8 protein-coding genes and 3 tRNA genes are annotated in these 12522 nt (G+C 70.4%); 4 read left to right on the forward strand and 7 right to left on the reverse strand.

The features are described 5' to 3' along the window. Nucleotides 1–48 precede the first annotated feature (48 nt). The 3 genes from ACWDZ7_RS06710 to ACWDZ7_RS06720 form a co-directional block, all read right to left on the reverse strand. Nucleotides 49–125: transfer RNA gene (locus ACWDZ7_RS06710), tRNA-Ile, on the reverse strand. Nucleotides 126–311: 186 nt separating this feature from the next. After that, nucleotides 312–384: transfer RNA gene (locus ACWDZ7_RS06715), tRNA-Asn, on the reverse strand. 5 nt (nucleotides 385–389) lie between these two features. Then, a tRNA-Asn gene (locus tag ACWDZ7_RS06720) sits at nucleotides 390–462 on the reverse strand. A 214-nt stretch (nucleotides 463–676) separates the two neighbouring features. On the opposite strand from ACWDZ7_RS06720, the gene ACWDZ7_RS06725 reads away from it, so the two are divergent. The 4 genes from ACWDZ7_RS06725 (at nucleotide 677) to ACWDZ7_RS06740 (ending at nucleotide 6286) form a co-directional block, all read left to right on the forward strand. Continuing rightward, nucleotides 677–979 (forward strand): YtxH domain-containing protein, encoded by a 303-nt coding sequence (locus ACWDZ7_RS06725; RefSeq protein ID WP_451795398.1) that lies wholly within the window; start codon nucleotides 677–679, stop codon nucleotides 977–979. 55 nt (nucleotides 980–1034) lie between these two features. After that, nucleotides 1035–2462 carry an FGGY family carbohydrate kinase gene (locus ACWDZ7_RS06730; protein WP_451795400.1) on the forward strand — a complete coding sequence of 476 codons (1428 nt, stop codon included), beginning with the start codon at nucleotides 1035–1037 and terminating at the stop codon, nucleotides 2460–2462. A 168-nt stretch (nucleotides 2463–2630) separates the two neighbouring features. Continuing rightward, complete coding sequence (locus tag ACWDZ7_RS06735) at nucleotides 2631–4364, forward strand: ABC transporter ATP-binding protein (RefSeq protein WP_451795402.1); 1734 nt, start codon at nucleotides 2631–2633, stop codon at nucleotides 4362–4364. Beyond that, the gene (locus tag ACWDZ7_RS06740; protein WP_451795404.1) at nucleotides 4364–6286 is read left to right on the forward strand and encodes an ABC transporter ATP-binding protein; all 1923 of its coding nucleotides are present in this window, start codon (nucleotides 4364–4366) and stop codon (nucleotides 6284–6286) included. The genes ACWDZ7_RS06735 and ACWDZ7_RS06740 overlap by 1 nt, the downstream gene beginning before the upstream one ends. Before the next feature lie 9 nt (nucleotides 6287–6295). Here the strand turns inward: ACWDZ7_RS06740 and ACWDZ7_RS06745 are convergent, their stop codons facing one another. The 4 genes from ACWDZ7_RS06745 to ACWDZ7_RS06760 form a co-directional block, all read right to left on the reverse strand. Next, entirely contained in the window at nucleotides 6296–7630 is a 1335-nt protein-coding gene (locus tag ACWDZ7_RS06745; RefSeq protein ID WP_451795406.1) for a sigma-70 family RNA polymerase sigma factor, read from the reverse strand. A gap of 141 nt (nucleotides 7631–7771) precedes the next feature. Beyond that, the gene (gene dnaG, locus ACWDZ7_RS06750; RefSeq protein WP_451795408.1) at nucleotides 7772–9670 is read right to left on the reverse strand and encodes a DNA primase; all 1899 of its coding nucleotides are present in this window, start codon (nucleotides 9668–9670) and stop codon (nucleotides 7772–7774) included. Between the two features lie 66 nt (nucleotides 9671–9736). After that, the gene (locus tag ACWDZ7_RS06755) at nucleotides 9737–10999 is read right to left on the reverse strand and encodes an NAD(P)/FAD-dependent oxidoreductase (protein ID WP_451795409.1); all 1263 of its coding nucleotides are present in this window, start codon (nucleotides 10997–10999) and stop codon (nucleotides 9737–9739) included. A gap of 120 nt (nucleotides 11000–11119) precedes the next feature. Beyond that, a complete protein-coding gene (locus ACWDZ7_RS06760; protein WP_451795923.1) occupies nucleotides 11120–12493 on the reverse strand; it encodes a deoxyguanosinetriphosphate triphosphohydrolase in 1374 nt (457 codons plus the stop codon). Nucleotides 12494–12522: the final 29 nt, after the last annotated feature.

Below are 12522 nucleotides of genomic sequence, written 5' to 3' on the forward strand. Positions count from 1 at the left end.
CGGGCGCACAGTTGACGCAGGTGGAATCGTTCCTGCGCCCTGACGCCGTGGTGGGGCGGGTGGGACTCGAACCCACGGCCGACGGATTATGAGTCCGCTGCTCTAACCGGCTGAGCTACCGCCCCTAACGGCGCGTCGCGCACATTTGTGCGCGCCGTCTGCCGCAGCATAGCCGCTCATACGATCTCTTGCTTCGGATGGTCGGCATCGCTGTCGCATCGCTCGACCATGAGGACCGCAGGGCTGCCCGCGTGGTTCCACCGGCACGGAAAAGGACCCCGGAGACGTGTCTCAGGGGTCCTTCCGTACAGCTCTCCCGACTGGACTCGAACCAGTAACCTGCCGGTTAACAGCCGGCTGCTCTGCCAATTGAGCTACAGGAGACCGAGCTCCCCCGACTGGACTCGAACCAGTAACCTGCCGGTTAACAGCCGGCTGCTCTGCCAATTGAGCTACAGGGGATCGTCTCGTTGCATCGAACGCACCTGCCTGGGAACTCTCCGGGCGGCGGGCGGTCGCTGCGACACATACATTAGCGCAAGCAGGGGGGTGCTCCGCCAATCGGTACCTCTCAGCCGATCAGTGGACGAGCGACAGACCGGCGACAGACAGCGACAGACCAGCGACAGACGAGCGAACAGACGTGCGATGCCGACGCAAGGGAAGGGTGGCAGCCATGCGGTACCGGCTCACATTCGTGGCGGGACTGGCCCTCGGGTACGTACTCGGTACCCGGGCCGGACGCGAGCGCTACGAGAAGCTGAAGAAGTCCGCCCGCGAGATCGCGCAGAACCCGGCCGTGCGCAACACCGTCGAGTCCGCGAGCCAGCAGGGGCGCGAGGTGGCGGGCAAGGCCTTCCACACGGTCTCCGAGAAGGTCGGGGACCGGATGCCCGACTCGGTGGCCGACCGGGTGCGGTCGGTGCGCGAGCGCGGACAGAGCCCCGGTGAGGACGACTGGGGCACGAGCAACACCTAGCCCTGATTCCCGCCGCAGTACGGGAGACGTTCAGCGGTGCGGCAGAATTCCAGGCATGGGGATAGTCGCAGGGTTGGACAGTTCGCCCGATTTCACGCGCATTGTGGTCTGTGACACGGACACGGGCGCCGTACTCAAGCAGGGGTATGCCCCGCATCCACTGGAGAGCGCCGAGGGCGGCGGGCGGCCGGTCGACGTCGATCCGCAGGCCTGGCTGCTCTCCCTCGGCGAGGCCGCGGGCGGGGGGCTGCTCGAAGGCGTGCAGGCCATCGGCGTCTCCGCGCAGCAGAACGCGCTCGTACCACTGGACCAGCACGGCAACACGGTGCGGCCCGCGCTCGTCGGCAACGACCGGCGGGCGCAGGTGGCCGCCGTCGACCTGATCGACGCTCTCGGCGGCCGCGAGGCCTGGGCGCACGCCGTGGGATGCGTACCGCAGTCCGCGCAGCCCGTGACGAAGCTGCGCTGGCTGGCCAGGACCGAGCCGGAGGCGGCGCGGCACGTGGCCGCTCTCATGCAGGCCCCCGACTGGCTGGTGTGGCAGCTCCTCGGCCGCCCGGGGCGGCGTACCACGGACCGCGGCGGGGCGTCCGGCACCGGCTACTGGTCGGCGGCGACCGGCGCGTACCGCCCGGACCTGGTCGAACTGGCCCTGGGGCACCAGGTGATGCTGCCCGAGGTGATCGGGCCCGCCGAGCCGGCGGGGACGACGCCCGAGGGGCTGCTGATCTCTGCCGGGACCGGTGAGACGATGGCGGCCGCCTTCGGGCTCGGCGTACAGCAGGGCGATGCCGTGGTGTCGCTCGGGGCGTCGGGGTCGGTGATGGCGGTGCACCACGAGGCACTGGTCGACGCGGGCGGGATGATCACCTCGCTCGCGGACGCCACAGGACTGCATCTGCCGGTGGTCCACACGATGAACGCCGTGCGGGTGCTGCGCGGCACCGCAGAGATGCTGGGCGTCGCGGACCTGGAGGAACTGTCCGCGCTCGCCGTGAAGTCGACGCCGGGGGCGCACGGCCTCGTACTCCTCCCCTACCTGGAGGGCGAGAAGACGCCCAACCTGCCGCATGCCGCGGGGACGTTGACCGGTCTTCGGCGGGAGTCGATGAAGCCCGAGCATCTGGCGCGGGCCGCGTTCGAGGGCATGCTGTGCGGGCTCGGGGACGCGCTCGACGTGCTGCGCGGGCGGGGGGTGGAGGTGCGGCGGGTGTTCCTGCTGGGCGCCGCCGCCGAGCTGCCCGCCGTGCAGGCGGTGGCCCCCATGCTCTTCGGTACGCAGGTCGTGGTGCCGCAGCCCGCCGACTACGCCGCGATCGGTGCCGCGCGTCAGGCCGCGTGGGCGCTGACCGGTCAACTGCCGTACTGGCAGGGGGCCGCGGCCCAGGTGTTCGAGCCGGGCGAGGAGCTGGCGGTGGGTCAGGCGGTGCGGCAGCAGTACGCGACGGTACGGGAGCAGTCGCACCCCGGAGCGTTCTCGTGACCCTTGTCTCGGCAGGGCCCACACGACCTTTGAGTGAGCCCACTTCTTTACCCGGGCTGATTTTTGACCCGGTCATGGGTTAATCGGTTGCATCCCGAGGGGTCGGGTGCCGCAGGATAGGGGCGACCTCGCCAACTTGCCGACACCCGACTCCTCGAGAGACCGAGCGTGCTCATACGACTCCTGCGGACGTACCTGCGACCGTACAAGAAACCGATCGCCCTGCTGGTGCTCCTGCAGTTCCTGCAGACCTGCGCCTCGCTCTATCTGCCCACCCTGAACGCGGACATCATCGACAACGGTGTCGTCGAGGGGGACACGGGCTACATCCTCACCTTCGGCGGCATCATGATCGCCGTCACCATCGTGCAGATGGTCTGCAACATCGGCGCCGTCTTCTACGGCGCGCGGACCGCTTCCGCGCTCGGGCGCGACGTCCGCGCCGCCGTCTTCGACCGCGTGCAGTCCTTCTCCGCGCGCGAGGTGGGGCAGTTCGGCGCGCCCTCGCTGATCACGCGGACCACCAATGACGTCCAGCAGGTGCAGACGCTGGTCCTGATGTCGTTCACGCTGATGGTGTCCGCGCCCATCATGTGCGTCGGCGGCATCGTGATGGCGCTCGGTCTGGACGTACCGCTCTCCGGTGTCCTCATCGCCGTCGTCCCCGTCCTCGGTATCAGCGTCAGCGTGATCGTGCGGCGACTGCGGCCGCTGTTCCGCACCATGCAGGTGCGGCTCGACACGGTCAACCGCGTGCTGCGCGAGCAGATCACCGGCAACCGCGTCATCCGCGCCTTCGTCCGTGACGCGTACGAGAAGGAGCGCTTCCGGGAGGCCAACGCCGACCTGACCGACGTGTCGCTCGGCACCGGCAAGCTGCTCGCGCTGATGTTCCCGATCGTCATGACCGTCGTGAACATCTCCTCGATCGCGGTGGTGTGGTTCGGCGCGCACCGCATCGACGACGGCGGCATGGAGATCGGCGCGCTCACCGCGTTCCTCGCCTATCTGATGCAGATCGTGATGTCCGTGATGATGGCCACCTTCATGTTCATGATGGTGCCGCGCGCGGAGGTCTGTGCCGAGCGGATCGAGGAGGTCCTCGACACCGAGAGCAGCGTGGTGCCCCCGGCCGCCCCGGTGCGCGCACTGCGCGGCCACGGGCACCTGGAGATCCGGGCGGCGGGCTTCCGCTACCCCGGCGCCGAGGAGCCCGTCCTGAAGGCCATCGACCTGGTCGCCCGGCCCGGCGAGACGACCGCCGTGATCGGCTCGACCGGCAGCGGCAAGTCGACGCTGCTCGGCCTCGTGCCGCGGCTCATCGACGCGACCGAGGGGCAGGTGCTCGTCGGCGGCGTGGACGTGGGCACCGTCGAGCCGGCGCTGCTCGCCAGGACGGTGAGCCTCGTCCCGCAGAAGCCGTACCTCTTCGCCGGCACGGTCGCGACGAATCTGCGCTACGGCAATCCGGACGCGACGGACGAGGAGCTCTGGCACGCCCTTGAGGTCGCCCAGGCCAAGGGGTTCGTGGAAGGCCTTGAGAAGGGCCTCGACGCGCCCATCTCCCAGGGCGGCACGAACGTATCCGGTGGCCAGCGCCAGCGCCTGTCCATCGCGCGCACCCTCGTACAGCGCCCGGAGATCTATCTCTTCGACGACTCGTTCTCCGCGCTCGACTACGCCACCGACGCGGCGCTGCGCAGAGCCCTGTCCCAGGAGACCGCGGAGGCGACTGTCGTCATCGTCGCCCAGCGCGTCTCCACCATCCGGGACGCCGACCGCATCGTGGTCCTCGACGAGGGCCGCGTCGTGGGCACCGGGCGCCATCACGAGCTGATGGAGAGCAATGAGACCTACCGGGAGATCGTCCTCTCCCAGCTCACGGAAGCGGAGGCCGCGTAATGCCCCCTGGCATCGGTGGACCGATGATGGGCCCCGACTCCCGGTCGATGGACTTCAAGGGCTCCGGCAAGCGGCTGCTCGCGCAGTTCAAGCCGGAGCGCGCCACGATGTACGGGATGATCGCGGCCGGAATCCTGAGCGTCGCGCTCTCCGTACTCGGCCCGAAGATCCTCGGCAAGGCGACCGATCTGCTCTTCGCGGGCATCATCGGGCGTGACATGCCCGACGACCTGACCAAGGAACAGGTCATCGAGGGCATGCGCGACAAGGGCGACGGCGGCACGGCGGACATGCTCACCGGCGTCGACTTCACGCCCGGCGAGGGCATCGACTTCGGCGCGATGGGCGAGGTCCTGCTGCTCGCCCTCGGCACGTTCGTGGTCGCCGGCCTGCTGATGGCCGTGGCGACCCGGCTCTCCAACCGCGCCATCAACCGGACCGTCTTCCGGATCCGTGGCGACGTACAGGAGAAGCTGTCGCGGCTTCCGCTGGCGTACTTCGACAAGCGGCAGCGCGGCGAGGTCCTGAGCCGCGCCACGAACGACCTCGACAACATCAACCAGACGCTCCAGCAGACGATGGGCCAGCTCATCAACTCGCTGCTGACGATCGTCGGCGTCCTGGTGATGATGTTCTGGGTGTCACCGCTGCTCGCGCTGGTGGCGCTGGTCACCGTGCCGCTGTCGTTCTTCGTGGCGACGAAGGTCGGCAAGCGGTCGCAGCCGCAGTTCGTGCAGCAGTGGAAGACCACCGGCAAGCTGAACGCGCACATCGAGGAGATGTACACCGGGCACACCCTGGTGAAGGTGTTCGGCCGGCAGGAGGAGTCGGCGAAGGCGTTCGCCGAGCAGAACGAGCAGCTGTACGAGGCCGGGTTCAAGGCGCAGTTCAACAGCGGTGTCATGCAGCCGCTGATGTTCTTCATCTCGAACCTCAACTACGTGCTCGTCGCCGTGGTCGGTGGCCTTCGGGTCGCGTCCGGGTCGCTGTCCATCGGTGATGTGCAGGCCTTCATCCAGTACTCGCGGCAGTTCTCGATGCCGCTCACGCAGGTCGCCTCGATGGCCAACCTCGTGCAGTCGGGCGTCGCCTCCGCCGAGCGGATCTTCGAGATCCTCGACGCGGAGGAGCAGGAGGCCGACCCGGTCCCCGGCGAGCGGCCGGAGAAGCTGCGCGGGCGGGTCGAGATGGAGCACGTGTCCTTCCGCTACGCCGAGGACAAGCCGCTCATCGAGGACCTCTCCCTGGTCGTGGACCCGGGCCACACGGTCGCCATCGTCGGGCCGACCGGCGCGGGCAAGACGACGCTCGTCAACCTGCTCATGCGGTTCTACGAGGTGACGGGCGGGCGCATCGCCCTGGACGGGGTCGACATCGCGAAGATGTCACGGGACGAGCTGCGGGCCGGGATCGGCATGGTCCTCCAGGACACCTGGCTGTTCGGCGGCACCATCGCGGAGAACATCGCGTACGGCGCGACGAAGGACGTCACGCGCGAGGAGATCGAGGAGGCGGCGCGCGCCGCCCACGCCGACCGCTTCGTGCGCACGCTCCCCGACGGGTACGACACGGTGATCGACGACGACGGCACGGGGGTGAGCGCGGGCGAGAAGCAGCTCATCACCATCGCGCGGGCGTTCCTGTCCGACCCGGTGATCCTGGTGCTCGACGAGGCGACCAGCTCCGTCGACACACGGACCGAGGTGCTCATCCAGAAGGCGATGGCTCGCCTCGCGCACGGGCGCACTTCTTTCGTCATCGCGCACCGGCTCTCCACGATTCGGGACGCCGACACGATTTTGGTCATGGAGGACGGGGCGATCGTGGAGCAGGGTACGCATGACGCCTTGCTGGCGGCGGACGGGGCGTACGCGCGGTTGTACGCGGCCCAGTTCGCTGAGGCGGTGGCTGAGGTCGACTAGCGCCGTTGGTCAGTCCAAGTAGCCCCTCAGCTGGTCCGCGAACGCGTGGTCGCGGAGTTTGTTGAGGGTCTTGGACTCGATCTGGCGGATGCGTTCGCGCGTCACGCCGAAGATGCGGCCGATCTCCTCCAGGGTGCGGGGCCTGCCGTCCGCGAGGCCGTAGCGCAGTTGTACGACCTTGCGTTCGCGCTCGCCGAGCGTGGAGAGGACCGCCTCCAGATGCTCGCGGAGCAGCAGGAACGCGGCCGATTCCACGGGGGAGGTCGCGTCGCCGTCCTCGATGAGGTCGCCGAGCGCCACGTCGTCCTCCTCGCCGACGGGGGCGTGCAGCGAGACCGGCTCCTGCGCCAGGCGCAGCACCTCGCTGACCCGCTCGTGGGGCAGGTCGAGCTGGGCGGCCACTTCCTGGGGCGTGGGCTCGTACCCGCGCTCCTGGAGCATGCGGCGCTGGACGCGCACGACGCGGTTGATCAGCTCCACGACGTGGACGGGCACGCGGATCGTGCGGGCCTGGTCCGCGAGGGCGCGGGACATGGCCTGCCTGATCCACCAGGTCGCGTACGTCGAGAACTTGTAGCCCCGGGCGTAGTCGAACTTCTCGACGGCCCTGATCAGGCCGAGGTTCCCCTCCTGGACGAGGTCGAGCATGGTGAGCCCGCGGCCCACGTAGCGCTTGGCGACGGAGACGACCAGGCGGAGGTTCGCCTCGATGAGGCGGCGCTTGGCCATCCGGCCCATGACGACCAGTTTGTCGAGGTCCAGGGCGAGTTGGGAGTCCAGGTCGGGGGTGTTGCTCAGCTTCTCCTCGGCGAAGAGGCCGGCCTCCACGCCGCGGGCGAGCTCGACCTCCTCCGCCGCGGTGAGCAGGGGGATCCGCCCGATCTCGCGCAGGTACTGGCGGAACAGGTCGGAGGACGGGCCGCCGGTGTCGGCGCGGCTGCGGGGGGCTGGCAGCTCGCTGGTCTCGGGTTCGAGGGCCAGGACCTCGGGGGCTTCGGGGGTTTCAGGGGCCTCGGGGGTGGGCCGTACGCCCGGCGCTTCGGCCACCTCCTGGGTGGCCAGTGTCTCCGGGTGACGGGGGGCGCGGCTCTGCTGAGGGACCGCTTCCAGGACGTCCGTATCCGTTTCCGTATCCGTATCCGCTTCGGCGCGCACGGCGGTTTCGGTCTGGGTGAGGGTCTGGGTCTGCACGGGGGCGACCTCCAGGGTGATCGCTGCTGAGGCGTGCGGCAACGGGAGAGGGACCACGGCCTCGCCGCTGTCCGTCCCGGACACGATGGGTGGAACCGCGGGGGTGTCGGGCCCGCTGTCTGCGGGCCGGCCGCGCTCCGAGGACTCAGGCACCGGAACCCAGTGTGGGGTACGACACACGGCCGCCACGAGGGGCGTGCGGTGACTTTTTGCGTCCAGTCCGTAACCGCCTGGTTACCCGCCGGGTAACCCTTGGCCCCAGGGCCACGCCTCTGGAGGGCCTTCAGAAGGCGCCTAGAGGGCGTCGACTCCGCGGTCGCGAAGCGCCTGGCCGTACTGCTGGAGGACCCACAACTCATTCTGTACGGCGGTCAGTTGCTGAGGGTCACCGCCCGCGCCCAGCCGGGCGAGGCTGCCCTGGACGTCGCGGATGCGGCGGTCGACGGCGCGCAGCCGGACCTGGACGAGCTGCACGCCCGCGTACACCTCGTCGACGGTCTTGCGCAGGATCGCCTCGACGGCCAGCTCGGTGACCATGCGGCGCACCGTGTCGTCGGGCGCCGCGTCGAGCACGCGCGCGAGGTAGGCCTGCGGCTCGGCGATGCCCGCGTCGGCGCCGCCCGCCTCCTCGATGCACTGGCGCACGGCGGCGTAGGGCGGGGCGGTGAACTCGTCCGCCCCATAGGCGTCGAAGGCCGGGGAGACCAACTGGGGGTACTGCAAAGCCAGTTTGAGCAGCTCGCGCTCCGTGCGGTGGGCGGGGCTGCGCAGGGTGAGCGCGGGGCCGCTGGGCGCGGGCGGACCCTGCGCGTATGTCTGCTGGGGCCTGCCCTGCGGCTGCGCGGGGCCCCTGCCGCCGCGGTCGCGGGCCCAGCGGGCCAGCTGCGACACGCGCTTGACGACGAACTGGGTGTCCAGGATGCCGAGCATGCCGGCGAGCTGGACGGCCACTTCGTGCTGCGCGCCGCTGTTCTTGATGCGGGCCACGACGGGCGCCGCCTCGTCCAGGGCCGCGGCGCGCCCGGCGGGGGTCTCCAGGTCGTACCGGCCGACGATCTGGCGCAGCGCGAACTCGAAGAGGGGTGTGCGGGGCTGGACGAGGTCGGCGACCGCCTCGTCACCCTTGGCGAGGCGCAGCTCGCAGGGGTCCATGCCTTCGGGGGCGATGGCGATGTACGTCTCGGCGGCGAACTTCTGGTCGTCCTCGAAGGCGCGCAGGGCGGCCTTCTGGCCCGCCGCGTCGCCGTCGAAGGTGAAGATCACCCGGGCGCTTCCATTGTCCATCAGGAGGCGGCGGAGGATCTTGATGTGGTCGCCGCCGAAGGCCGTGCCGCAGGTCGCGATGGCGGTGGTGACGCCGGCGAGGTGGCAGGCCATGACGTCCGTGTACCCCTCGACGACGACCGCGCGGGAGGCCTTGGCGATCTCCTTCTTGGCCAGGTCGACGCCGTACAGCACCTGGCCCTTCTTGTAGATCGGGGTCTCGGGGGTGTTCAGGTACTTCGGGCCGTTGTCGTCGTCGCGCAGCTTGCGGGCGCCGAAGCCGACGACCTCGCCGCCGATGTCGCGGATGGGCCACATCAGGCGGCCGCGGAAGCGGTCGATGGGGCCGCGGCGGCCCTCCTGGGAGATGCCGGAGAGGGTCAGCTCCTTGTCGGTGAAGCCCTTGCCGCGCAGATAGCGGGTGAGGTGGTCCCAGCCCGCGGGGCTGTAGCCGACACCGAAGTGCGCGGCGGCGGCCTGGTCGAAGCCGCGCTCGGCGAGGAACTTGCGGCCGATCTCGGCCTCGGGGCTCTCCAGCTGCTCCATGTAGAACCGGGCGGCGGCCTGGTGGGCCTCGACCAGGCGGATGCGCTCGCCGCGCTGGTGGCTGGGGTTGTACCCGCCCTCCTCGTACCGCAGCGTGATGCCCGCCTTGGCGGCGAGGCGCTCGACCGTCTCCGAGAACGTGAGGTGGTCGATCTTCATCACGAAGGCGATCGTGTCGCCGCCTTCCTGGCAGCCGAAGCAGTGGAAGAGACCCTTGCTCGGGCTGACCTGGAAGGACGGGGACTTCTCGTCGTGGAAGGGGCACAGGCCCTTGAGGTTTCCGCCCCCGGCGCTGCGCAGCTGGAGGTAGTCGGAGACCACGGCGTCGATCGGGACCGCGTCCCGAACCGCCTTCACGTCCTCGTCATTGATCCTGCCTGCCACGTAGGAATACTACGGCTCGCCTGTGACACTCCCTCCCGACCACCGCCCGGACCACCGTCCGGACCGTCACGCCAGGAGCGACTCCAGGGGGACGGACGGGTCCGCGAGGCGCTCGACGTCCGGCCGCGCGCCCGTGCGGATCAGCTCCTGGAGGGTCTCCGTGACGTCCCACACATTCACGTTCATCCCGGCGAGCACCCGCCCCTCGCGCAGCCAGAACGCGATGAACTCCCGCTTCCCCACGTCGCCGCGGGCCACCACCTGGTCGTACGTCCCCGGGGGCGCCCAGCCCGAGTACTCCAGGCCCACGTCGTACTGGTCGGAGAAGAAGTAGGGCACCCGGTCGTAGCGGACGTCCTGGCCGAGCATGGCGCGGGCCGCCGCCGGGCCGCCGTTCAGGGCGTTCGCCCAGTGCTCGACGCGCAGCCTGGTGTCGAAGAGCGGGTGGTGCAGGGCGGCCACGTCGCCCGCGGCGTGGATGTCCGGGTCCGAGGTCCGCAGGGAGGCGTCGACCACGATGCCGCCGCCGTGCGCGCGCTCGACGAGGTCGAGGCCCGCGGCCTCGGCGAGCGCCGTGCGCGGGGCCGCTCCGATCGCGGCGAGCACGTCGTGCGCGGGGTGCTCCTCGCCGTCGTCCGTGTGGACGGCCAGGACCATGCCGTCCTGGCCGACGATCTCGGTGAGGGACGCCCCGAAGTGGAAGCGCACCCCGTGCTCGGCGTGCAGGTCGGTGAAGACCTGGCCGAACTCGGGGCCGAGGACGGCGTGCAGCGGGGTCGGCTCGCGCTCGACGACGGTGACCTCCGCGCCGTACTCCCTGGCGGCCGCCGCGATCTCCAGGCCGATCCAGCCCGCGCCCGCGATCACCAGGTGGCCGTTGTCCCTGCCGAGTGCCGTGAGGACCTGCCGGAGGCGGTCGGCGTGGGCGAGGCGGCGCAGGTGGTGCACGCCCGCGAGGCCCGTGCCCGGGATGTCGAGGCGGCGCGGCTCGGCGCCGGTGGCGAGCAGCAGCTTGTCGTAGTGGACGACCGTGCCGTCGCCCAGGCGCACGCTCCTGGCCTCGCGGTCGATGGCGACGACGGGCTGGCCCAGGTGCAGTTCCACGTCCGCCTGCGCGTACCACCCCGGTTCGTGGACGAAGACGCTGTCGCGCTCCTCCTTGCCGAGGAGGTAGCCCTTGGACAGGGGCGGGCGCTCGTAGGGGTGGTCACGCTCGTCACCGACGAGGATCACCCGGCCGGTGAAACCCTCGGAGCGGAGGGTCTCGGCCGCCTTGGCACCGGCCAGACCTCCTCCCACAATGACGAACGTCTGATGCGCGTCGACCACTTGTTGCCTCCTTGTCGCCTTGCCAACACAGGGAGCGTCCCGCACGGAGCGTGATGACGGAAGGGGTCATGGCTCAATCCGGCCACTTTCCGTCACCCCCTGTGGTCACTTATCGGTCACTCACCGTTGCGCGCCGGGTGTCTGGCGTGCCGTGAGCCGCGCGTGCAGGGCGCGGGCCGCCGCGTCGGTGAGCGACGCGATCTGGTCGACCACGACACGCTGCGCGGCCCGGTCGTCGGGCGCCGTGTCGTACAGCGCGCGGAACTGCGGGTCGAGCCCGTCGGGGGCGCGCGTGGTGAGTGCCTCGGCTAGCTCGGCGACCACGATGCGCTGGTCCGCGCGGATCCGCTCCTGTGCGGGACGCTGCATCACATAGCGGTCGGCGACGGCCTTGAGCACCGCGCACTCGTGCCGTGCCTCGCGGGGCACGACGAGCTCGGCGGCGTACCGCGTGAGGGGGCCGTCGCCGTGGCGCACGCGCGTGGCGGTCTCCGCGGCCAGACAGAAGCGGCCGATGAGCTGGCTGGCGGCGTCCTTCAGCCGGGCCTGGGCGACGGCCGACCCGTCGTATCCATTCGGCCACCACTCCTGCTCCAGGAGGCGGTCGAGGGCCTGGGCGAGCTCTTCGGGGTCGGTGTCCTTGGGTACGTAGCGTCCGAGGGCCACGGCGTAGATGTCCTGCCGCTCGGGCTCGGCGTGCAGTGCGTTCGGGTCGATGTGCCCGGCGTGCAGGCCGTCCTCGAAGTCGTGGACCGAGTACGCGACGTCGTCCGACCAGTCCATGACCTGTGCCTCGAAACAGATGCGCTGCCCCGGGGCCTCCTTGCGGACCCAGTCGAAGACCGGCCGGTCGTCCTCGTAGACACCGAACTTCATGGACTCCGGGTCGGTGGGGTGGGCGCCGCGCGGCCAGGGGTACTTGGTGGCGGCGTCCAGGGCGGCGCGGGTGAGGTTGAGGCCGACGCTGACCAGGTCGCCGGTGGTCTCGGAGCGGACGAAGCGCTTCGGCTCGATGCGGGTGAGCAGGCGCAGCGACTGGGCGTTGCCCTCGAAGCCGCCGCAGTCCGCCGCCACCTCGTTCAGCGCCTGCTCGCCGTTGTGGCCGAAGGGCGGGTGGCCCAGGTCGTGGGAGAGACAGGCGGTCTCCACCAGGTCGGGGTCGCAGCCCAGGGCGGCGCCCAGCTCGCGGCCCACCTGGGCGCACTCCAGGGAGTGCGTCAGCCGCGTACGGGCGCTGGCGTCCCAGGCCTGGCTCCTGGTGCCTGGCGTGACGACCTGGGTCTTCCCCGCGAGACGGCGCAGCGCGGCGGAGTGCAGCACGCGCGCGCGGTCGCGCTGGAAAGCCGTACGCCCCGGCCTCTTGTCGGGCTCGGCGGCCCACCGCTCGACGGCGGCGTCGTCGTAGGCCTCGTGGGCCTCACATCGCGCGTCCGGTGCGGTGCCGTTCGGTGTTGCGCCGTTCGGTGCTGTGCCGTTCGGTGCTGTGCCTTCCATGCCTTCCATGCACCGACAGTAGACGCAAG

This window comes from Streptomyces sp. NPDC003032, assembly GCF_053591415.1.